This window comes from Burkholderia sp. MSMB0856 (genome assembly GCF_001524645.2).
In the GTDB taxonomy this organism is placed as follows: domain Bacteria; phylum Pseudomonadota; class Gammaproteobacteria; order Burkholderiales; family Burkholderiaceae; genus Burkholderia; species Burkholderia diffusa.
Genome location: NZ_CP013427.1, coordinates 3,155,460 through 3,176,530 on the forward strand (window position 1 = coordinate 3,155,460; position 21,071 = coordinate 3,176,530).

The window sequence follows — 21,071 nt, forward strand, 5'->3', positions numbered from 1 at the left end:
CGACAAGACTCGCAGGGCCGCCCACCGCGCCCTGCTCCGCACCACGGACCGCCCGACCGGCCAGCCCGGTTCCGCGGTCCGTCTCTTTTTCAGCGCTCGGTTTCGCCTTTCGCCGACAGCCCGTAGCGCTTCATCTTCTCGTACAGCGTCGCCTTGCCGACATGCAGCCGGTCGGCCGTCGCGGCGACCGCGCCGCCCGTCTGGTTCAGCGCCTCGGCGATCACCGCGCGCTCGAACTGCTCGATGCGCTCCTTCAGCGTCTGGTCGCTCTCCGCATCGTCGCCGCCCGCGCCGGCTTCCTGCGGCATGTCGGCGACGCCGAGCACGAAGCGGTCGGCGGCGTTGCGCAGCTCGCGCACGTTGCCGGGCCAGTCGCGCTGCATCAGGCTCGCACGTTGCCGGTCGGTCAGCACGGGAGCCGGCCGCCCGTAGCGCACGGCCGCGTCGAGCATGAAGTGCTCGAACAGCGGCACGATGTCCTCGCGGCGCTCGGCGAGCGGCGGCAGCGCGATCGTCACGACGTTGAGCCGGTACAGCAGGTCGCGCCGGAACGTGCCGGCCGCGACGAGTTCGCTCATGTCGCCCTTCGCGGCCGCGACGACGCGGCAGTTCACGCGGATCGGCTGGTTCGAGCCGAGCCGTTCGAGCACGCCGTCCTGCAGCACGCGCAAGAGCTTCACTTGCAGCGCGAGCGGCATGCTTTCGATTTCGTCGAGGAACAGCGTGCCGCCGGATGCGTATTCGAGCTTGCCGACGCGACGCTTCGCGGCACCGGTGAACGCGCCGGGCTCGTAGCCGAACATCTCCGACTCGAACATCGGCTCGGGCAGCGCGCCGCAGTTCACCGCGATGAACGGCTTGTCGCGACGCGGCGACAGCTCGTGCAGGCTGCGCGCGATCAGTTCCTTGCCGGCGCCCGTGTCGCCGTTGATCAGCACCGATGCGTCGGTGGGCGCGACGTTCGCGATCAGCTTGCGCACCTGTTCGATCGCCGGGCTGCGGCCGATGATGCGCGGCGCGACGATGTTCTGCCCGGCCAGCTCGCGCCGCAGCGCATGGTTCTCGAGCACCAGCTCTCGCCGCTCGAGCGCGCGGCGCACGGTCTCGATCAGCCGCTCGGCCGCGAACGGCTTTTCGATGAAGTCGTACGCGCCGTCACGCATCGCCTGCACGGCCATCGAGATGTCGCCGTGGCCGGTGACGAGGATCACCGGCACGTCGGGCACGCGCTCGCGGCACTGCGCGAGCAGGTCGAGCCCGCTCGCGCCGGGCAGCCGGATGTCGCTGACGATCGCGCCGGCGGTTTCCGCGACGATCGCCTTGTCGGCCGCCTCGGCCGATTCGAACCCGACGACGTCGAACCCCGCGAGCTGGAGGCTCTGCACGCTCGCCCGGCGAACGAGCGCATCGTCTTCGATATAGATCACTTGCAGCCGGTTGGCCATCTTGGTCACTTGCTCCTGACAGGCCGCGCGGCGCTGGTGCGCGCGGCCCTCGTTGATGCCGGTCGGCCCTAGTGCGAGCCCGCCGGTTCGGACACCGAGTCCGGATGATGCGTGCGCGCGCGCCGCAGCGTCAAGACGAACAGCGCGCCGCCGGACGGGGCATTGCGCGCGGTCAGCGCGCCGCCCGCGTCGCTCGCGATCGACGACGAGATCGCGAGGCCCAGCCCGAGCCCGCGCCCCATTTCCTTGGTCGTGAAGAACGGTTCGAACAGGCGCGGCAGCAAGTCGGGCGCGATGCCGGAGCCGTTGTCGCGCACCTCGATCGCGAGCGTCGCGACCGACACCGCGATCGTCACTTCGATCGCCGGTGCCGCGACGCCCGCGACCGCGTCGAGCGCGTTGCCGATCAGGTTGATCAGCACCTGTTCGAGGCGCAGGTCCTCGCAGCGGGCGACGAGTTCCGGATAGTCGCACGCGAGGTCGAGCGGGGCATCCTGCGCGGGCGACACGGTCGCATCCTGCAGCGTCAGCGTGAGCGCGACGCCGCGCAGCCGGTCGCCGAGCAGCGACAGCACGCTGCGCAGCGCGCGCACGACGAGCGCCCGTTCGTTGCGCGGCTTCGCGCGGCCGACGAACAGCTTCAGCTGATTGGTGATCTTGCCCATCCGCTCGGTCAACGCGGCGATCGCCTCGAGGTTCTCGCGCGCGGCCGCCTGCTCGCCGCGATCGAGCAGCACGCGCGTGTTGTCCGAGAAACTGCGCAGCGCCGCGAGCGGCTGGTTCAGTTCATGCGTGATGCCGGCCGCCATCTGGCCGAGCGCGGCGAGCTTGCTCGCCTGGATCAGTTCGTCGTGCGCGGCGCGCAATTCCTGTTCCGCGCGGATCCGGTCGCCGACCTCCTTCTGCAATTGCTCGTTCGCCTCCGACAGGTCTGCCGTGCGCTCCTCGACGCGCCGGTTCAGCTCCGCATACGCCTGCTGCAGCAATGCGCGGCCGCGGATCATCTCGCGCACGCGTGCGCGGCGCATGCGCCAGTAGAACGCGAGCAGCGCGACCGACACGAAGCCGAAGCCGGTGACGATCGTCGCGTTGCGCGCGTCGGCGTCGATGGGCGCGATCGGCGCGAGCGTTACCAGCAGCCAGTCGGGTTCGCCGATCCGCCGCTTGCTCGCCAGGAAGCGCGGCGCGCGCAGGCCGGGACCGAGGCGCACGATCTCCGCGTCGGCGTCGAGCACCTGCTCGACGCGCAGCGGCAGCGGCGTGACGGGCTGCTGCGCGTACTGGCGCGTCTCGTAGATCGACGCGGCGACGGGCCCCGTCAACGGATGCAGCGTGTGATATTTCCACGCGGGCACGGACGACAGGAACACCACGCCGTGATCGTCCGCGACGACGAGCGGCTCGGACGCGTCGGCGCCCTGGAACCATTCGAGATTGAGCTTCACGACGACGACGCCCGCGATCCTGCCGTCGCGCCACACCGGCTGCGAGATGTAGTAGCCGGGATCGCGCGAGATCGTGCCGATCCCGAAGAAGCGGCCGACCTGGCCGCCCATCGCATCGATGAAATACGGACGAAACTGGTATCCGGTCCCGACGAAGCTGTCGGGCGCGCGCCAGTTGCTGGCGGCGACGCACAGGCCGTCCGCACCGATCACGTAGGTGACGGTCGCATGGGCGTGTTCGTTGAGGTCTTCGAGATAACGGTTCGCGCGCGCGGTGAAATCGGCGCGCTTCGGCTCGGCGAGCAGGTCCAGCACGTACGGGTGGCTGCCGAGCAGATAAGGCAGCGACTCGTAGCGGTCGAGCGTGCTCTTGAGCGCGTTGGTGGTGCGGTCGACGCGCACCGCGGCGTTGCGCTGCAGCTCGGCGACGCCGCGCCGCCACGTGACGGTCCACGTCAGCGCGCACGCCGCCGCGAGCGCGGCGGCAAGCACGACGAGGATGAGCAGGCGGCGCTTCACGGACGTGACTTCCTGGCGATGCGGATCGCCTATTGTGTCATAGGGATCCGCGTCGCCGCCCGGGCCGCCGCGCGGCGCGCCGCCCGCGGGCGGTGCCGCCGCCTGCTCCTTCATGACGTCAGACGCCGGCCGTCTCGGTCGTCGTGACCTCGCCGCCGCCCGTCAGCGCCTGGCGCAGCTTGTTGCGGTCGAGTTCCTTTTCCCAGGCCGACACGACGACGGTCGCGACGCCGTTGCCGATGATGTTGGTCAGCGCGCGGCATTCGCTCATGAAGCGGTCGATGCCGAGGATCAGCACCATGCCCGACAGCGGGATCGTCGGCACGACGGCGAGCGTCGCGGCCAGCGTGATGAAGCCCGCGCCCGTGACACCGCTCGCGCCCTTCGACGTCAGCATCGCGACCGCGAGCAGCGTGAGCTGCTGCATCCACGTCAGTTCGATGTTGGTCGCCTGCGCGATGAACAGCACGGCCATCGTCATGTAGATGTTGGTGCCGTCGAGGTTGAACGAGTAACCGGTCGGCACGACGAGGCCAACCACCGAGCGCGAGCAGCCGGCCTTCTCCAGCTTCTCCATCAGCTGCGGCAGCGCCGCTTCCGACGAGCTCGTGCCGAGCACGATCAGCAGCTCTTCCTTGATGTACGACACGAAGCGGATGATCGAGAAGCCCGTGGCGCGTGCGATCGCGCCGAGCACGACCAGCACGAACACGACCGAGGTCAGGTAGAACGTGCCGATCAGCTTGAGCAGCGGCACCAGCGAGCCGACGCCGTACTTGCCGATCGTGAACGCCATCGCGCCGAACGCGCCGATCGGCGCCAGCTTCGTGACGATGTGCACGATGCCGAACAGCACGCGCGTGAGGCCGTCGATGAAGTCGGTCACGACCTTGCCGCGCTCGCCGAGGTGCGCGAGCACGCTGCCGAACAGCAGCGCGATCAGCAGGATCTGCAGGATTTCGCCCTGCGCGAACGCATCGACCATCGTGTTCGGGATGATGTGCATCAGGAAGTCGACCGTCGACTGCCCGTGCGCCTTCGCCGCGTACGATGCGACTTCCTTGCCGTTCAGCGTCGCCGGATCGATGTTGAAGCCGACGCCCGGACGCAGGATGTGCGTGGCCGCGAGGCCGAGCAGCAGCGCGAAGGTCGACACGATCTCGAAGTACAGCAGCGCCTTGCCGCCGACGCGGCCGACCTTCTTCATGTCCTCCATGCCGGCGATGCCGGTGACGACCGTACAGAAGATGATCGGTCCGATCACCATCTTGATCAGCTTGATGAAGCCGTCGCCGAGCGGTTTCATGTCGGTGGCGAGCGCCGGGTAGAAGTGGCCGAGGATCACGCCGACGATGATGGCGAAGATCACCTGCACGTAGAGCACTTTGTAGAAGGGTTTCTTCTTCACGATGGTTCCTGCTGAAGTAGATGAGCCGGTGGAAACGGCGTCACGCGCGCGGACGAATGTCAGGGGAAGGGCCATTCGCCCGCGCGGCTGCCGTGCCGCAACAAGCGATGCCTCAGGACGTCCGGAGGGAGTGGAAGGCAGTGGTCATCGATTGTCTCCTTGGTTTAATAGTCAGGCCGGGGGGATGGCCGTGCTTTTCATATCGCAAGGTCGATGCCAGGTTTCCGGAACCCCTCAAGCCATTGTTTTCATTGTATTTCTCATAATGCGGCAGGCAAGGAAATCCGGGATTCCGGATTTCCGGAAAATATCCGTCCGGCGATCCGGACGGAGGGATCGTTTCATCCGACGAATCAATGCTGGACGGCCTCACCGGCCAGCACGCCCGTCTGCGCGTAGAACTCCTGCCGCGCGAAGGCTTCGCGCTCGCGCCGCGCGCGCTCGCCGCGGTCCGCGAGCGAGCCGACGACGATCCCGACGAACGCGAGCGGCACCGACACGAGCGCCGGGTTGTCGAGGAACACCGGCGCATGCGCGTGATGCAGCACGTCGACCCACACCGACTTCGACAGCACCGTGAGCGCCACCGCCGACGCAAGGCCGAGGCCGCCGCCGAGCACCGCGCCGCGCGTCGTCATCCCGCGCCAGAAGATCGACATCGCGAGCACAGGGAAATTCGCGCTGGCGGCCACCGCCGCGACGAGGCCGACCATGAACGCGACGTTCACGTGCTCGAACAGGATCGACAGCGCGATCGCGACCGCGGACAGCCCGATCGTCGCCGCGCGCGAGATGCGCATCTCCAGCCGCTCGTCGGGCTTGCCTCGCGCCCACATCTGCGCATACAGGTCGTGCGAGATCGTGGTCGCGCCGGCGAGCGTCAGCCCGGCGACCACCGCGAGGATCGTCGCGAACGTGACGGCCGCGATGAAGCCGTAGAACCAGTTGCCGCCGACCGCCTGCGCGAGCTTCACCGCGACCATGTTCGAGCCGCCGAGCAGGTCGTGCGTCAGGTTGAAGGTGCCGTTCGCGCCGAGCCGGAAGAATTCCGGATGCTGCGCGAGCAGCACGATCGCCGAGAAGCCGATCACGAACGTGAGCAGGTAGAAGTAACCGATGAAGCCGGTCGCGTAGAGCACCGACTTGCGCGCCTCCTTCGCGTTCGGCACCGTGAAGAAGCGCATCAGGATGTGCGGGAAGCCGGCCGTGCCGAACATCAGCGCGATGCCGAGCGACAGCGCGTTGGCCGGATCGCGGATCAGCTTTCCTGGCCCCATGATCGACAGCGCGCCCGGATGCACGGCCACCGCGCGGCGGAACATCTCGTCGACGCTGAAGCCGAATTCGCCGAGCGCGAGCAACGCGAGCAGCGTCGCGCCGCACAGCAGCAGCACGGCCTTGATCACCTGCACCCAGGTGGTCGCGGTCATCCCGCCGAAGAACACGTACACGACCATCAGCACGCCGACGATCAGCTCGGCCGTGCCGTACGACAGCCCGAACAGCAACTGGATCAGCTTGCCCGCGCCGACCATCTGCACGACCAGGTACAGCACGACGATCGTCAGCGCGTTCGCGGACGTCAGCAGCCGGATCGGCCGCTGCGCGAAGCGGTACGCGACGACGTCGACGAACGTGAACTTGCCGAGGTTGCGCAGCGGCTCGGCGATCAGGAACATCACGAACGGCCAGCCGACGAGGAAGCCGATCGAGTAGATCAGCCCGTCGAAGCCGAACATGAACACCATCCCCGACAGCCCGAGGAACGACGCGGCCGACATGTAGTCGCCCGCGATCGCGAGCCCGTTCTGCAGCCCGGTGATGCCGCCGCCGGCCGTGTAGAAGTCGCGTGTCGAGCGCGTGCGGCGCGCGGCCCAGCGCGTGAGCGCGAGCGTCGCGAACACGAACGCGAAGAACATCGCGATCGCGACCGGGTTCAGTTCGACCTTGTCGGGCATCGGCCCCGCGACGGCGCTCGCGCGCGCGGCGGAGGTGGAGAAAACGAGAACGGCCAGCGCGCCGAGCGCGCGCGAGATGCGTCGCATGTCGGCCTCCGTCACGAACGTTGCAGGATCGCGTCGACGCGGCGGTCGAACGCACGGTTCGCGCGCAGCACGTAGCACGCGGTCAGGCCGATCGCGACCAGGATGATCGCGACGCCCGCGACGATCCCGACCGTTGTCGTCGCGCCGCGGTACAGCGGCGTGGCCAGCACGCGCGGCGCGAGCGCGACGAGCAGGATGAAGCCGTAGTAGATGGCGATCATCAGCGCCGTCAGCGTGAAGCTGAAGCGGCGTCGCGCACGCACGAGCTGCTGGTAGTCACGGCGCGCCGTGACCGATTCGATGACGGAATGCTCCATGGTGTCTCCGATGTCCCCTCGTCGTTCGCGAGGCGTGTCTTATGGATGGTCGGCGCGCGTCGACTGCTCCGCCCGCGCCGCGGCGGCAATACATGACACGCGCTACACGACGCGATCCGCACGCAGCCGCGCCAGGTCGTCCGGCGACAGCCCGAGCCAGCGACCGAGCACGTCGTCCGTATCGGCGCCGAGCACCGGCGGCGCACCGCGCACCGGCAGGCGCGCGCCGTCGAAGCGATACGGCGGCGCGAGCACGTCGACGCCGCCCGCGACCGGATGAGGCTGCCGCGTGACGAGCCCCGCGCGGGTCGCGCGCTCCGACGTCAGCGCGTCGTGCAGCCCGAGCACCTCACCGCACGGAATGCCCGCATCGGCGAGTGCCGCGAGCAGCATCGCGCGCGGCCGCCGCGCGAGTTCGCCGCGAATCTCCGGCAGCAGCGCGGCGCGGTTTTCGGAGCGGCCGAGGTTGGTCCTGTAGCGGTCGTCCGCGGCGAGATCGGGCCGCTCGATCGCATCGCAGAAACGTGCGAACTGCGTGTTGTTGCCGACCGTGATCACGAGCGGGCCGTCGGCCGCATCGAACACGCCGTACGGCACGATCGACGGATGCGCGTTGCCGTAGCGCGGCGGATCCTCGCCCATCAGCAGCGCGTCGAGCCCGTAGTACGCGGTGATCATCAGCCCGCAGTCGAACAGCGCCATCTCGATGCGCCTTCCGCGCCCCGTCGCGTGACGCTCGTACAGCGCGGCGAGGATCGCCTGCGCCGAATACATGCCGGTGAACAGGTCGACCGCCGCGACGCCGAATTTCAGCGGCGGCTGGCCGGCCTCGCCGTTCAGCGCCATCAGCCCCGCCTCGCCCTGCACGACGAGGTCGTAGCCGGGCCGCGCGGCCTCCGGGCCCGAGCGGTCGTAGCCGGAAATCGCGCAATGCACGAGCCGCGGATTCAGTTCGGCCAGCGCGTCGTAGCCGAGGCCGAGTTTCTCTGCACCGCCGAACTTGAAGTTGTGGATCAGCACGTCGGCCTGCGCGGCCAGCTCGCGCGCGATGCGCCGCCCGTCCTCCGTCTGCAGGTCGACGCAGATCGACCGCTTGCTGCGGTTCACGCTGTTGAAGTAGGTCGTCTCGGTCTCGCCGATCCGCAGCCCCCAGTCGCGCGTGTCGTCGCCGCGCACCGGATGCTCGACCTTGATCACGTCCGCGCCGAAATCGGCGAGCACCATCGCGCTCCACGGGCCCGCGAGCACGCGCGAGAAATCGAGCACCTTCACGCCGGCCAGCGGCAATGCGCGCGGATCGTTCGTCATCCTTGTCTCCTCCATTCGCGTCGCATGCCTTTACTGTTTCGACAGCGCGATGTAGCGCGCGAGATGATGATCCTCGTCGCCGAGCTGGTGATCGATCATCACGAGCCGCTTCGCGTAATGCGACAGCGGCAGCTCCCACGTCATCCCGATCCCGCCGTGCAGCTGGATGCTTTCCTCGGCGACGAGCGTGCCGATCCGGCCGATGCTGTATTTCGCCGCCGCGAGCGCGCGCTCGCGCACCGCGCGCGGCGCATCGAGCTGCGCGGCCGCGTTGATCACCGCCGAGCGCGCCTGCTCGACTTCGAGCAGCAGGTCGGCCATCCGGTGCTGCAGCGCCTGGAAGCTGCCGATCGGCAGCCCGAACTGCTTGCGCGTGCGCAGGTAGTCGAGCGTCGCGTCCTTCGCGACGTCCATTGCGCCGAGCGCCTCCGCCGACAGCGCCAGCAGCCCGTAGCCGAGCACGCGTTCGAGCAGCGCGGCGCCGGCATCTCCGTCCCGAGCATCCGGCGCGCCGAGCGCGGCATCGGCCGCCAACACGACGCGCTCGAAACGCACTTCGGCCGCGCGGCCGCCGTCGATCTTCCTGTAGTCGCGCAGCGACACGCCCGGCGCGTCGGCCGGCACGACGAACAGGCCGATGCCGGCCGCGTCGTCGTCATGACCGGACACGCGCGCGCTGACGACGAAGAATGCCGCCTGCGCGGCCTGGTCGACGACGCCCTTCGCGCCCGTCAGCACCCAGCCGTCGCCGTCGCGCTCGGCGCGCGTGCGCACGGTCGTCAGTTCGTAGTGCGAGCCCGGCTCGTCGTGCGCGAACGCGGCGCTCGCGCTGCCGTCGATCAGCGCGGCAAGCCGTTCGCGATGCGCGTCGCCGCCGGCGAGCGACAGCGCGCGGCCCGCGAGCAGCGCGCCGAGGAACGGCTCGACGACGAGCCCGCGCCCGAGGCATTCGAACACCACGGCGATATCGAAACCCGCGCCGCCGAAGCCGCCGTCGGCTTCGGGAAACAGCGCGCCGACCGCTCCGAGTTCGGCGAAGCGCCGCCACATCGCGCGATCGAATCCGTCGGTCGACTGCGCGATGCGGTCGCGCACCGGGAACGCATACTGTTCGGCGATGAAGCGGTTCAACGTGTCCGCCAGCATCCGGCGGTCTTCTGTGTGCTGGAAATCCATCGTCGCGTCCCTCGTTACAGCCCGAGCATCATCTTCGCGATGATGTTCTTCTGGATCTCGTTCGAGCCGCCGAAGATCGACAGCTTGCGGTTGTTGAAGTACTGCTGCGCGGCGCTCGCGGCCCCGTCCGGGCCGACCGGCTCGCCGTCGTGATCGGCGTCGAACGCCTCCTCGACGAACGGCTGCGCGTAGGGCCCCATCGCGCGGCGCATCAGCGCGGTGATCTCCTGGCGGATCTGCGTGCCGCGAATCTTCAGCATCGAGCTTTCCGCGCCCGGCACGCCGCCGCCCGCGACCGCGGCCAGCACGCGCAGGTTGGTCGTGCGCATGTTCTCGAGCTCGATCTCGACGCGGGCGACGCGCGCCGCGAAGAACGGATCGTCCGCGAGCGGCCGGCCATTCTTCGTCACCTTCGCGGCGACCGCGCGCAGCCGGTCGAGCGCGGCCGTCGAGAAGCCGATTCCGGCGATGTTGGTGCGCTCGTACGTGAGCAGGTATTTCGCGTAGGTCCAGCCGCGGTTCTCTTCGCCGACCAGGTTCTCCACGGGCACGCGCACGTCGGTGAAGAACACTTCGTTCACCTCGTGCTCGCCGTCGAGCGTGATGATCGGGCGCACTTCGACACCCGGCGTGGTCATGTCGATCAGCAGGAAGCTGATGCCCTCCTGCTTGCGCACGTCGGTCGCGGTGCGCACGAGGCAGAAGATCATGTTCGCGTAGTGGCCGAGCGTGGTCCACGTCTTCTGGCCGTTCACGACGTAGTGATTGCCGTCGCGCACCGCGCTCGTCTTCACCGACGCGAGATCGGAACCGGCGCCCGGCTCCGAATAGCCCTGGCACCACCAGTCGGTGCCGTCGAGAATGCGCGGCAGCCAGTGGCGCTTCTGCGATTCGTCGCCGTACTTGATCAGCACGGGCCCGAGCATGTTGACGCCGAACGGGACGATGCGCGGCGCGCCGGCGAGCGCGCATTCGTTGTCGAACAGGAACTTCTGCGCGACGCTCCAGCCGGGGCCGCCATACTCGCGCGGCCAGTGGCTCGCGAGCCAGCCGCGGGCATTCAGGATTGCGTGCCATTCGCGCATGTCGTCGCGCGTCAGATGCAGGCCGCTCTTCACCTTGCGCGCGGTGCGCGCGGGCAGTTCGGCGGCGAGAAAGCGCTGCACTTCGGTGCGGAACGCTTCCTCTTCGGGCGTGAAATTGAGGTCCATCGTGAGTCCGTTGCGAATGCGGTAGGCGTTCAGTCGATATGGTTCAGGCTCGCGAAATCCGCGCCGCGCTCGACCAGCTCGACGATCAGCGGCGAAGGCTTCCAGAACAGCGGATCCTCCTTCGCGAACGCGCGGATGTCGGCGAGCACGTTCGCGAGGCCGACCGTGTCCGCGTAGTGCATCGGGCCGCCGCGATAGCGCGGGAAGCCGTAGCCGTACAGGAACACCGCGTCGACGTCGAGCGGGCGCAGCGCGATCTTCTCGTGCACGACGTTCGCGCCTTCGTTGATCATCGCGGCGAGGTAGCGGCGCATGATCTCGTCGTCGGTGAACGTGCGCGGCGCGATGCCTTTCTTCGCGCGCTCGTCGGCGACGATCGCCTCGACTTCCGGGTCCGGCGTGCCGACCCGCGCGCCGTCCGGATACAGGTAGTAGCCGCGCGCGGTCTTCTGCCCGAACCAGCCGCGCTCGCACAGCCGGTCGGAAATTTCCACGTAGCGGGCGCGCGGGTCGCGCGTCGCCGCGCGGCGCTTGCGGGTCGCCCAGCCGATGTCGCCGCCCGCGAGGTCGACGACCTGGAACGGCCCCATCGGAAAACCGAATTCGCGCACCGCGCGGTCGATCTGGTAAGGCGATGCGCCGTCTTCCATCAGGTAGTCCGCGGCGGTGCGATAGACCGCGAGGATCCGGTTGCCGATGAAGCCGTCGCACACGCCGGCGCGCACGGGCGTCTTCTTCAGCTGCCTGGCCAGCGCGAACGCGGTCGCGACGACCTCAGCGCTCACGCGCGCCGGCACGACGATCTCGAGCAGCTTCATCACGTTGGCCGGCGAGAAGAAATGCAGGCCGATCACGTCGGCCGAACGGTCGATGCTGGCAGCCAGCTCGTCGATGTCGAGATACGACGTGTTGGTCGCGAGCACCGCGCCCGGCTTGCACACGCGCGCGAGTTCGGCGAACACCGCCTTCTTCACGCCCATGTCCTCGAACACGGCCTCGATCACCACGTCGGCCTGCGCGAGCGCGTCGTACGACGTGCTGCCCTTGAAGCGCGCGAGCCGCGCCGCATGCGCGGCCGGCGTCATCCGCCCCTTCGCGACGAGGCCGTCGTACACCTTCTCGACATGCGCGCGGCCGCGCGCGAGCGACGCTTCGTCGCGTTCGATCATCGTCACGGGCAGTCCGGCGTCGAGCGCCGCGACCGCGATGCCCGCGCCCATCGTGCCGCCGCCGACCACGCCGATCCGCTCGACCGGACGCGCGTTCGCGCGCCGCGCCTCGGGTGCCTTCGCGGCCTCGCGTTCCGCGAAGAACGCGTGCACGAGGCCCGCGCGCTGCGGGCTGTCGATGCATTGCAGGAACAGGCTGCGTTCGAGCTTCATCCCCGCGTCGAACGACTGCGTGAGCGCGGCCTCGACCGCATCGACGATCTTCGCCGGCGAGAACAGGCCGCGCGACTGCTTCGGCAGCTCGGCGCGCGCCGCGTCGATCGCGGCCTGCGCGGCCGCGCGATCGGCGAGCCCCTGCGCATCGCGCGTGCGCCGCGCCGGCGCGCCGAGCGACACGAGTTCCTGCGCATAGGCGAGACCTTCGGCGAGCGTGTCGTCGCTGTGCGCGACGCGATCGACGAGGCCGAGCGCGAGCGCTTCGTCGGCGCTGGCGTGACGCCCCGTCAGCATCAGGTCGAGCGCGGCCTTCGCGCCGATCAGGCGCGGCGTGCGCTGCGTGCCGCCCGCGCCGGGCAGCAGGCCGAGCGTGACTTCGGGCAGGCCGAGCTTCGCGCCGGGCACGGCGAGCCGGTAATGCGCGGCGAGCGCGACCTCGAGGCCGCCGCCGAGCGTCGCGCCGTGCAGCGCGACCACGACCGGCTTCGCGCTCGATTCGATCCGCTCGCATACGTCCGGCAGCGACGGCGGCATCGGCGGCTTGCCGAACTCGCGGATGTCGGCGCCCGCGATGAAGTTGCGGCCGGCGCCGACGATCAGCACCGCGCGAATCGCGTCGTCGGCCTGCGCGGCGTCGAGCGCGTCGGCGAGACCGCGCCGCACGTCGGCGGACAGCGCGTTGACGGGCGGATGGTCGATCGTGACGACGAGCACCTTGTCGCGCCGTTCGCGCGTGACGGTGCCGGCGCCGGAAGGTTCGGGGAAAGCGGGTGAATTCATCGTGTCTCCAGTGCGGTGCGCCGCGCGGGCGGAACCGGTCGTCGGGCCGGCGAGCGGTGCCGGCTCCCGGGCCTGGTGCCGCGCGGCGGGAAACGATCCGGCGTGGTTGCCGGGCATGACTCGATTCTCGATTGATCGAGATTCATTGACAATTCCCGCGCGCCTTTACAAGCTGTCAAGTCTGACTTGACATTGAATGCTTTCGGACCGTTTCCGGCCCTTAAGCGGGCGGGATCGGGAGACACAAGACATGGACCTGAACGCGCTGACGCTGCTCGTCGAGATCCTCGATGCGGGCAACCTGAGCAAGGCCGCGCAGCGGCTCAAGATGAGCCGCGCGAACGTCAGCTACCGGCTGAACCAGCTCGAACGCTCGATCGGCCAGCAACTCGTGCGCCGCACGACGCGCCGCATCGAGCCGACCGAGATCGGGCTGAAGCTGTACGAGCACGGCCGGCGCATCCGCAACGAACTGCTCGCCGCGCAGGAATCGGTGACGACGCTCGGCCAGGACCTGCAGGGCCGCGTGCGGCTGTCGGTGCCGAGCGGCTACGGACAGATGGTGATGTCCGAGTGGCTGCTCGCGTTCAAGCGGCTGCATCCGGGCATCGTGCTCGACGTGGTGTTCGAGAATCGCGTGGAGGACCTGATGCGCGACGAAGTCGACATCGCGATCCGCGTGATGTCCGAACCGCCGCAGAACCTCGTCGCGCGCGACATGGGCGCGGTGCGCTACGTCGCGTGCGCGTCGCCCGCGTTCGCGGCCGCGCACGGGATGCCCGCGAGCCTCGGCGCGCTGGCCGCCGCGCCGGTCGTCACCGCGACGGTGCTGGGGCGGCAGTTGCGGATCGCCGCGTATCTCGGCGACGAACGCCACGAGGTGCTGCTCGAACCCACGCTGATTTCGGAGAACTTCCTGTTCCTGCGCCAGGCGATCCTCGCCGGGATCGGCGTCGGCATCGTGCCCGACTACGTGATGCAGGACGACATGCGGCGCGGCACGGTCGTCACGTCGCTCGACGCGTACCGGCTCAGCATCTTCGGCACGCACATGTACATGCTCTACATGCCGAACCGGCACCACACGCGCGCGACCGCGACGTTCATAGAGTTCATCCTCGAACAGGCCGGGAAGACCGGCCGGGGCGGGCCCGACGGGATGCGTCAGGGTTTCCTGTCGGGTGACAACCCGCCGGCCGCGCGGCGACAATAGCGCGCCGCCCGTGCGGAGCGCGTGCCGCGCATACGCCGCCGCCTTCGAATTCACCGTTGCCGAGGGTTCAATGTTCGACCGGATTCGTCCGTATTCGCGTCCCTGGACGCCCGTCGCCGCGCTCGCGCTCGTCGCGCTCGCCGCGTTCAGCGCCGGCTGCACGTCCCCGTCCGCGCCGTCGGGCGCCGTCGTCCCGGTCGCCGCCGCGTCGGGCGCCGCGGTGCCGCTGCCCGGCGTCCACGCGCCCGAACGCTCGTCCGGCTGGATCGACAAGCCGGGCTGGACCTCGCAGCACTTCATGATCGCGGCCGCGAACCCGCTCGCGACGCAGGCCGGCTACGAGATGCTGAAGGCCGGCGGCACCGCGATCGACGCGGCGATCGCGACGCAGATGGTGCTCGCGCTCGTCGAGCCGCAATCGTCTGGGCTCGGCGGCGGTGCGTTCATGCTGTACGCCGACGGCAAGACGACGCAGGCATACGACGGCCGCGAAACCGCGCCGGCCGCCGCGACCGACCGCCTGTTCTACGGCCCGACCGGCCAGCCGATGGGCTTCTACGAAGGTGTCGTCGGCGGGCGTTCGGTCGGCACGCCGGGCGTGCTGCGCATGCTCGACGCCGCGCACCGCGCGCACGGCAAGCTGCCGTGGCGCCGGCTGTTCCAGCCCGCGATCCGGCTCGCCGAGCACGGCTTCACGATCAGCCCGCGCCTGGCGATGCTGATCGCGAACGACAAGTACCTGATGAACGACCCGGCCGCGCGCGCGTACTTCTACAACAAGGACGGCACGCCGAAGGCGGCCGGCACGGTACTGAAGAACCCCGCGCTCGCGACCGTGCTGCGCCAGGTCGCCGACCGCGGCGCGAATGCGTTCTACACCGGCGCGATCGCGCGAGACATCGTCGCGAAGGTGCGCAAGCACCCGACCAATCCAGGCCTGCTGACGCTGCAGGATCTCGCGCGCTACAAGGCGAAGGTGCGTGCGCCGCTGTGCGCCGACTACCGGCGCTCGGTGGTGTGCGGGATGCCGCCGCCGTCGTCGGGCGGCCTGGCGGTCGCGCAGATGCTCGGCATCCTCGAGGCGATGCCCGACTGGCAGCAGATCGGCGCGCAGAAGCCGGTGCGGACCGAGCTCGGCTACGAGCCGACGCCGTTCGCCGCGCACCTGTTCAGCGAAGCCGGGCGCCTCGCGTATGCGGACCGCGCGCGCTACGTCGCCGATCCCGATTTCGCGCCGCTGCCGGGCGGCAGCTGGGCGAGCCTCGCCGACAGGACCTATCTCGCGCAGCGCGCGCGCCTGATCGGCGACACGAGCATGGGCGTCGCGCAGGCCGGCACGCCGCAGGGCGCGACGCTCGCGCTGGCCGACGACCGCAGCCCCGAATTGCCGTCGACGTCCGACATCGCGATCGTCGACCGCTACGGCCAGGCGCTGTCGATGACGACCAGCGTCGAGGACGCGTTCGGTTCGCGGCTGATGGTGCGCGGTTTCATGCTGAACAACCAGCTCACCGATTTCTCGTTCGTGGCGAGCGAGAACGGCCGGCCCGTCGCGAACCGCGTGCAGCCGGGCAAGCGGCCGCGCTCGTCGATGGCGCCGGAACTCGTGTTCGACAAGAAGACGAAACAGGTGACGATGATCGTCGGCTCGGCCGGCGGCCCTGCGATCATCAACCACGTCGCGAAGACGCTGATCGGCGTGATGGACTGGGGGATGACGATGCAGCAGGCGATCGCGCTGCCGAACGTCGGGTCGATGAACGGGCCGACGCAGCTCGAGCGCGGCCGCGTGTCGGACGCGCTCGTCGACGGGCTGAAGGGACGCGGGCACGACGTGCAGGTCGTCGAGATGAATTCCGGTCTGCAGGGGATCCAGCGGCTGAACGTGCAGGGGCAGACGGTGTGGTTCGGCGGGGCCGATCCGCGGCGGGAAGGGATCGCGATGGGGGATTGAAGGCGGCCGGCAGAGGCGGCGCGCATGCGCCGCCTGCTGCGTGTCATCCGCGCCCTTTCCACGGCACGATCCGTCGCTCGACCCATCGCATCGCGAGATCGAACAGCCACGCGATCGCGCCGATGATCAGGATGCCCATCACGACGATATCGGTGCGCAGGAAGCTCGACGCATTGAGCACCATCTGACCGAGCCCGGCCGTCGCGGCGACCATCTCGGCCGCGACGAGCGTCGTCCAGCCGAACCCGATCGCGATCCGCAGGCCGGTGAGGATTTCCGGCAGCGCGGCCGGCAGCACGACGTGGCGCACGATCTGCGCGAAGCTGCCGCCGAGCGAATAGGCGGCGTTGATTTGCTCGACCGTCGCCGCACGCACGCCCGCACGGGCGGCCATCGCGATCGGCGCGAAGCACGCGAGGAAGATCACGACCAGCTTCGCCGTCTCGTCGATGCCGAACCAGATCACGACGAGCGGCAGGTACGCCAGCGGCGGCAGCGGCCGGTAGAACTCCAGCAGCGGATCGAGTACGCCGCGCGCGACTCGACTCACGCCCATCAGAACGCCGGCCGGCACGCCGATCGCGGTGGCGAGCAGGAATGCGCCGAACACGCGCGCGGCACTCCACAGCAGATGCTCGGACAGCGGCAGGCCGCCCTGGATGCGGCCGTGCCACGCATCGACGAATGCCGCCCACACCGCTTCCGGCGCGGGCAGGAACAGCGGCGGCAACCACTGCCAATGCGTCGCGCTCCACCACAGCACGGCCAGCGCCGCGACCGTCGCCGCGCTGAGCCCCGCGGTTTTGCCCTGGCCCGGCAAGCGGTAGCGGCGCGACGGCCGCGCCGCCTTGCGCCGCGTCGTGCGCTCGTCCTGCTCGCCCCTCCCGGCCACTCGGTCGGCCGCCCAGGAATCCTGCGTGCTCATGTCGTCCTGCCTGTGCAAAGTACTGATCCGGCCGCGCCCGACGGACGCGCCCTGCCGCGCGAATTCGTGCATCACGTGACCTCCGCGACCGCCTCGTCGCGATGCAGATACGCGATCAGCCGCTCGCGCCATGCGATGAAATCCGGCGACGACTTCACCGCGCGCGCATCGCGCGATTCGACGTAGCGCCGCGCGAACGGCAGCTCGAAGGTTTCCGCGATGCGGCCGGGGCCGGGCGTCATCACGACGAGACGCGTCGCGAGGAACAGCGCCTCCTCGACGTCGTGCGTGATGAAGAACACCGTCTTGCCCGTGCGCGCCCATACGTCGAGGACGAGCGCCTGCATCGTGCCGCGCGTCATCGCGTCGAGCGCGCCCATCGGCTCGTCCATCAGCAGCACGCGCGGATCGCTCGCGAGCGCACGCGCGATGCCGACGCGCTGCTGCATCCCGCCCGACAGTTCGTACACGCGCGCATGCGCATGGCGCTCGAGGCCGACGAGCGCGAGCATCTCCGTCGCGCGCGCTTCGCGCTCCGCCTTCGACACGCGCGCGAAGCGCAGCCCGAGCGCGACGTTCTCGAGCACGTCGAGCCAAGGCAGCAACGCATATTTCTGGAACACGACGCCGCGATCGGCGCCGGGGCCCGCGACCGGCACGCCGTCGACGCGCACGTCGCCCGTCGTCGGCGCGACGAAGCCGGCCATGCAGTTCAGCAGCGTCGTCTTCCCGCACCCGGACGCGCCGAGCGCGACGACGAATTCACCGGAATCGATGCGCAGGTCGACGCGCGCGAGCGCCTGCGTCGTCGGCCGACCGCGTTCGCCCGGATAGGCGACCGATACCTGACGGACTTCCAGCGTGCTCATGATCGAGGGCTCCGCGATGAGTGGCCTGAGTCGCCTGACGCGCCGCGTTCAGCGCGCGGCCTTCTGCACGAACTGCGGATCGACGCCGACCGAGTAGTCGGCGAGCACGGTCTGGATCGTGCCCTGCGATTTCAGGAACGCGGCGGTGGCCGCGAGCGACTTCGCGGCACCCGACTGCGCACCGCCGCCGAGCCACGTCGGCGACGCCTGCTCGGCCGGCGTCGGGAACGCGTAGAGCGCGAGGCTCGCGGGCACGTCCTGCACGTTCGCGCCCGATACCTTCGCGACCGCCGCGACCTGCGGCGAACCGGCCTTCCACGCGGCCGCATGCGCGCGGTAGTCGGCATCGGCGGACGCGAGCACCTTCACGAAGCGCGCGACGAACTCGGGGTTCTCGCGCGCGAACTTGCGGCTCACGACGAAGCCGTCGAAGGTCGCCTTGCCGCTTTGCTTCGCGACCTGGCCCGACGTCGTCAGCACGGTGCCCGACTGCTTGACCTTCGCGAGCACCGGATCCCAGATGTAGGTCGCGTCGATGTCGCCGCGCGTCCATGCGGCCGCGACCTCGGGCGGACGCAGGTTGACGATCTTCACGTCGTTCGGATTCACGCCGGCGGCCTGCAGCGCGACGAGCGTATGGAAATGCGACGTCGACACGAACGGCACGCCGATCTTCCTGCCCTTCAGCGCGGCGACGCTGGTCACGCCGGAGCCGTTGCGCGCGACGAGCGCCTCGGCGTCGTTGATGTTGTCGAGCACCCAGAACAGCGAGATGTCGAGCCCCTGCGACAGGCCGGCCGCGATCGGGCTCGACCCAGCCTCGCCGAGCTGCACGGAGCCCGACGCGAGCGCGCGGATCACATCGGCGCCGCTGTCGAGCTTGCGGAACGTGACCTTGTAGCCGGTTGCCTTTTCGACTTCACCGCTCGCCTGCGCGTAGCGCCACGGCACGACCATGTCCTGATACGCGATCACGACTTCGCGCGATTCGGCGTGCGCCGCGCCCAGCGCGGCAAAGGCGGTCAGCGCGACGACGGCGCGGCGGACGAAGCTGAAACGGGACATGCGGCTCTCCTTCGAATGCGGGCATTGCTGCGGGAGAGCCGACTTTACGAGCTTTGCGCGCGGCGGGAGCGAACTTATCCTGCGAAGCTATCGATGCCGTTTCAGCTTTGCTTTCCACGTTCGACCGGATCGCGCGTCCGGTCGGATGGCGATTGTCGTGCGAACGCGCGGGCGGCGGCCGCACCAACGAAAAAGCCCGCATCGCTGCGGGCTTCTTCAACTGCATGAGATGTGAGGCTGATGCGCGAACGCGGCGCTCAGACCACCCCGGCCCCGTGCGCCTGCAGATCGGCGTGATAGCTCGAACGCACCATCGCGCCGACGGCCGCGTGCGTGAAGCCCATCTTGTACGCCTCTTCCTCGTACATCTTGAACGTGTCCGGATGCACGTACGCACGCACCGGCAGGTGGTGCTCGGACGGCTGCAGGTACTGGCCGATCGTCAGCATGTCGACGTCGTGCGCGCGCAGGTCGCGCATCACCTGCAGGATTTCCTCTTCGGTCTCGCCGAGGCCGACCATCAGGCCCGACTTCGTCGCGACGTCCGGATGCTGCGCCTTGAAGTCCTTCAGCAGCTTCAGCGAGTGCGCGTAGTCCGAACCCGGGCGCGCTTCCTTGTACAGGCGCGGCACCGTTTCGAGGTTGTGGTTCATCACGTCGGGCGGTGCCGCGTTGAGGATCGAGATCGCGCGGTCGAGGCGGCCGCGGAAGTCCGGCGTCAGGATCTCGATGCGCGTTTCCGGCGACTGCTCGCGCACTTCGCGGATGCACTCGACGAAGTGAGCGGCGCCGCCGTCGCGCAGGTCGTCGCGGTCGACGCTCGTGATCACCACGTACTTGAGCTTCAGCGCGGCGATCGTGCGGGCCAGGTTCTTCGGTTCGTCCGCGTCGAGCGGATCGGGACGGCCGTGGCCGACGTCGCAGAACGGGCAGCGGCGCGTGCACTTGTCGCCCATGATCATGAACGTCGCGGTGCCCTTGCCGAAGCATTCGCCGATGTTCGGGCAGCTCGCTTCCTCGCACACGGTATGCAGGTTGTGCTCGCGCAGGATCGTCTTGATCTCGTTGAAGCGCGAACTGCCGGTGGCCGCCTTCACGCGGATCCATTCCGGCTTCTTCAGCTTCTCGATCGGAATGACCTTGATCGGGATGCGCGCCGTCTTCGCCTGCGCCTTCTGCTTGGCGGTCGGATCGTAGGCCGGGGTCGCGGCCGAATCGGCCGGTGCGGGGGAAGCGGTAACGTCAGTCATTCGAATGTTCCAGTGCCTGCGGCTTGTCGGCGGCCGCGGATTCGCCGTCGAGGTTGGCGATCAGACGCCCCACCAGCGTGTGGGCGACGTCGTTCCAGTCGGCGGCAACCTCGAGGCTCGCCATGTCGACGGTTTCCAGTCCGGCATAGCCGCACGGGTTGATCGCGAGAAACGGGCGCAGATCCATCTTCACGTTCAGGCTCAGCCCGTGATAGCTGCAGCCGTTGCGGATCTTCAGGCCGAGGGCCGCGATCTTCGCGCCTTCGTGCACGCCGGATGCCACGTAGATTCCCGGCGCGCCCGCCTTGCGGACCGAAGCGAGATTATACGCCGCGAGGGTTTCGATCACGGCTTCCTCGATCTTCGTCACGAGCGTGCGCACCATCAGCTTGCGCCGGCGCAGGTCCAGCAGCAGGTAGACGACGATCTGGCCGGGGCCGTGGTAGGTGATTTGTCCGCCGCGGTCGACCTTCACGAGCGGCACGCCGCTGTCGGCCACCAGCAGGTGGGCCGGGTCGCCGGCCTGGCCGAGCGTGTAGACGGGCGGATGCTCGACGACCCAGATTTCGTCGCCGGTGTCGGCCGTGCGCGTGTCGGTGAACGCACGCATCGCGTCGAAGCTCGTCTCGTAGGCCTCGCTGCCCCGCCAGCGCACGGTGACCGGCGCGACGGGCTGAACCGGAGACCCGGCGGGCGATTCGGAAACAGCGACAGGCGTGGACACGATGGCAACCGGCGAGACGGACATGGGCGGTA

General features: G+C 69.2%; 16 protein-coding genes. 2 read left to right on the plus strand and 14 right to left on the minus strand.

Annotation, left to right across the window (positions count from 1 at the left end):
* Nucleotides 1-89: 89 nt before the first annotated feature.
* The 9 genes from WS87_RS15970 to WS87_RS16010 all read right to left on the minus strand — a co-directional run bounded on the left by WS87_RS15970 (nt 90) and on the right by WS87_RS16010 (nt 13,039).
* Nucleotides 90-1,445 carry a sigma-54-dependent transcriptional regulator gene (locus WS87_RS15970; protein WP_059465914.1) on the minus strand — a complete coding sequence of 452 codons (1,356 nt, stop codon included), beginning with the start codon at nt 1,443-1,445 and terminating at the stop codon, nt 90-92.
* 68 nt (nt 1,446-1,513) lie between these two features.
* Nucleotides 1,514-3,523, minus strand: a complete 2,010-nt coding sequence (locus WS87_RS15975) for a sensor histidine kinase (protein ID WP_059819836.1) — start codon at nt 3,521-3,523, stop codon at nt 1,514-1,516.
* A gap of 4 nt (nt 3,524-3,527) precedes the next feature.
* Nucleotides 3,528-4,817 carry a dicarboxylate/amino acid:cation symporter gene (locus tag WS87_RS15980; protein WP_059819837.1) on the minus strand — a complete coding sequence of 430 codons (1,290 nt, stop codon included), beginning with the start codon at nt 4,815-4,817 and terminating at the stop codon, nt 3,528-3,530.
* A gap of 353 nt (nt 4,818-5,170) precedes the next feature.
* Nucleotides 5,171-6,862 (minus strand): cation/acetate symporter ActP, encoded by a 1,692-nt coding sequence (actP, locus tag WS87_RS15985; protein ID WP_059819994.1) that lies wholly within the window; start codon nt 6,860-6,862, stop codon nt 5,171-5,173.
* An 11-nt stretch (nt 6,863-6,873) separates the two neighbouring features.
* Complete coding sequence (locus tag WS87_RS15990; RefSeq protein ID WP_059819838.1) at nt 6,874-7,179, minus strand: DUF485 domain-containing protein; 306 nt, start codon at nt 7,177-7,179, stop codon at nt 6,874-6,876.
* Nucleotides 7,180-7,281: 102 nt separating this feature from the next.
* Nucleotides 7,282-8,487 carry a CaiB/BaiF CoA transferase family protein gene (locus WS87_RS15995; protein ID WP_059703370.1) on the minus strand — a complete coding sequence of 402 codons (1,206 nt, stop codon included), beginning with the start codon at nt 8,485-8,487 and terminating at the stop codon, nt 7,282-7,284.
* 30 nt (nt 8,488-8,517) lie between these two features.
* Entirely contained in the window at nt 8,518-9,663 is a 1,146-nt protein-coding gene (locus WS87_RS16000) for an acyl-CoA dehydrogenase family protein (protein ID WP_059819839.1), read from the minus strand.
* A gap of 14 nt (nt 9,664-9,677) precedes the next feature.
* A complete protein-coding gene (locus WS87_RS16005) occupies nt 9,678-10,874 on the minus strand; it encodes an acyl-CoA dehydrogenase family protein (protein ID WP_059819840.1) in 1,197 nt (398 codons plus the stop codon).
* 29 nt (nt 10,875-10,903) lie between these two features.
* The gene (locus WS87_RS16010) at nt 10,904-13,039 is read right to left on the minus strand and encodes a 3-hydroxyacyl-CoA dehydrogenase NAD-binding domain-containing protein (protein ID WP_059819995.1); all 2,136 of its coding nucleotides are present in this window, start codon (nt 13,037-13,039) and stop codon (nt 10,904-10,906) included.
* Nucleotides 13,040-13,289: 250 nt separating this feature from the next.
* Between WS87_RS16010 and WS87_RS16015 the strand changes: the two genes are divergently transcribed.
* Together WS87_RS16015 and ggt are read left to right on the plus strand one after the other, a co-directional pair.
* The gene (locus WS87_RS16015; RefSeq protein WP_059691426.1) at nt 13,290-14,252 is read left to right on the plus strand and encodes a LysR family transcriptional regulator; all 963 of its coding nucleotides are present in this window, start codon (nt 13,290-13,292) and stop codon (nt 14,250-14,252) included.
* A gap of 70 nt (nt 14,253-14,322) precedes the next feature.
* Complete coding sequence (ggt, locus tag WS87_RS16020) at nt 14,323-16,206, plus strand: gamma-glutamyltransferase (RefSeq protein WP_059819996.1); 1,884 nt, start codon at nt 14,323-14,325, stop codon at nt 16,204-16,206.
* Nucleotides 16,207-16,249: 43 nt separating this feature from the next.
* On the opposite strand, the gene WS87_RS16025 is transcribed toward ggt, so the two are convergent.
* The 5 genes from WS87_RS16025 to lipB form a co-directional block, all read right to left on the minus strand.
* Nucleotides 16,250-17,203, minus strand: a complete 954-nt coding sequence (locus tag WS87_RS16025; protein WP_059819841.1) for an ABC transporter permease subunit — start codon at nt 17,201-17,203, stop codon at nt 16,250-16,252.
* Nucleotides 17,203-18,000: a taurine ABC transporter ATP-binding protein gene (locus tag WS87_RS16030; RefSeq protein WP_059819842.1), complete on the minus strand. Its 798-nt coding sequence runs from the start codon at nt 17,998-18,000 to the stop codon at nt 17,203-17,205. The genes WS87_RS16025 and WS87_RS16030 overlap by 1 nt, the downstream gene beginning before the upstream one ends.
* A gap of 48 nt (nt 18,001-18,048) precedes the next feature.
* Complete coding sequence (gene tauA, locus WS87_RS16035) at nt 18,049-19,065, minus strand: taurine ABC transporter substrate-binding protein (RefSeq protein ID WP_059819843.1); 1,017 nt, start codon at nt 19,063-19,065, stop codon at nt 18,049-18,051.
* Between the two features lie 257 nt (nt 19,066-19,322).
* Complete coding sequence (gene lipA / locus WS87_RS16040; protein ID WP_057928546.1) at nt 19,323-20,315, minus strand: lipoyl synthase; 993 nt, start codon at nt 20,313-20,315, stop codon at nt 19,323-19,325.
* A complete protein-coding gene (gene lipB, locus WS87_RS16045; protein ID WP_057928547.1) occupies nt 20,308-21,063 on the minus strand; it encodes a lipoyl(octanoyl) transferase LipB in 756 nt (251 codons plus the stop codon). The genes lipA and lipB overlap by 8 nt, the downstream gene beginning before the upstream one ends.
* Nucleotides 21,064-21,071 lie beyond the last annotated feature (8 nt).

Bases quoted from the DNA above. Each gene is read 5' to 3' on its own strand.
- WS87_RS15970 (WP_059465914.1), bottom strand. From the start codon at position 1,445: ATGGCCAACCGGCTGCAAGTGATCTATATCGAAGACGATGCGCTCGTT.
- WS87_RS15975 (WP_059819836.1), bottom strand. From the start codon at position 3,523: ATGAAGGAGCAGGCGGCGGCACCGCCCGCGGGCGGCGCGCCGCGCGGC.
- actP (WP_059819994.1), bottom strand. From the start codon at position 6,862: ATGCGACGCATCTCGCGCGCGCTCGGCGCGCTGGCCGTTCTCGTTTTC.
- WS87_RS15990 (WP_059819838.1), bottom strand. From the start codon at position 7,179: ATGGAGCATTCCGTCATCGAATCGGTCACGGCGCGCCGTGACTACCAG.
- WS87_RS15995 (WP_059703370.1), bottom strand. From the start codon at position 8,487: ATGACGAACGATCCGCGCGCATTGCCGCTGGCCGGCGTGAAGGTGCTC.
- WS87_RS16000 (WP_059819839.1), bottom strand. From the start codon at position 9,663: ATGGATTTCCAGCACACAGAAGACCGCCGGATGCTGGCGGACACGTTG.
- WS87_RS16005 (WP_059819840.1), bottom strand. From the start codon at position 10,874: ATGGACCTCAATTTCACGCCCGAAGAGGAAGCGTTCCGCACCGAAGTG.
- WS87_RS16010 (WP_059819995.1), bottom strand. From the start codon at position 13,039: ATGAATTCACCCGCTTTCCCCGAACCTTCCGGCGCCGGCACCGTCACG.
- WS87_RS16015 (WP_059691426.1), top strand. From the start codon at position 13,290: ATGGACCTGAACGCGCTGACGCTGCTCGTCGAGATCCTCGATGCGGGC.
- ggt (WP_059819996.1), top strand. From the start codon at position 14,323: ATGTTCGACCGGATTCGTCCGTATTCGCGTCCCTGGACGCCCGTCGCC.
- WS87_RS16025 (WP_059819841.1), bottom strand. From the start codon at position 17,203: ATGCACGAATTCGCGCGGCAGGGCGCGTCCGTCGGGCGCGGCCGGATC.
- WS87_RS16030 (WP_059819842.1), bottom strand. From the start codon at position 18,000: ATGAGCACGCTGGAAGTCCGTCAGGTATCGGTCGCCTATCCGGGCGAA.
- tauA (WP_059819843.1), bottom strand. From the start codon at position 19,065: ATGTCCCGTTTCAGCTTCGTCCGCCGCGCCGTCGTCGCGCTGACCGCC.
- lipA (WP_057928546.1), bottom strand. From the start codon at position 20,315: ATGACTGACGTTACCGCTTCCCCCGCACCGGCCGATTCGGCCGCGACC.
- lipB (WP_057928547.1), bottom strand. From the start codon at position 21,063: ATGTCCGTCTCGCCGGTTGCCATCGTGTCCACGCCTGTCGCTGTTTCC.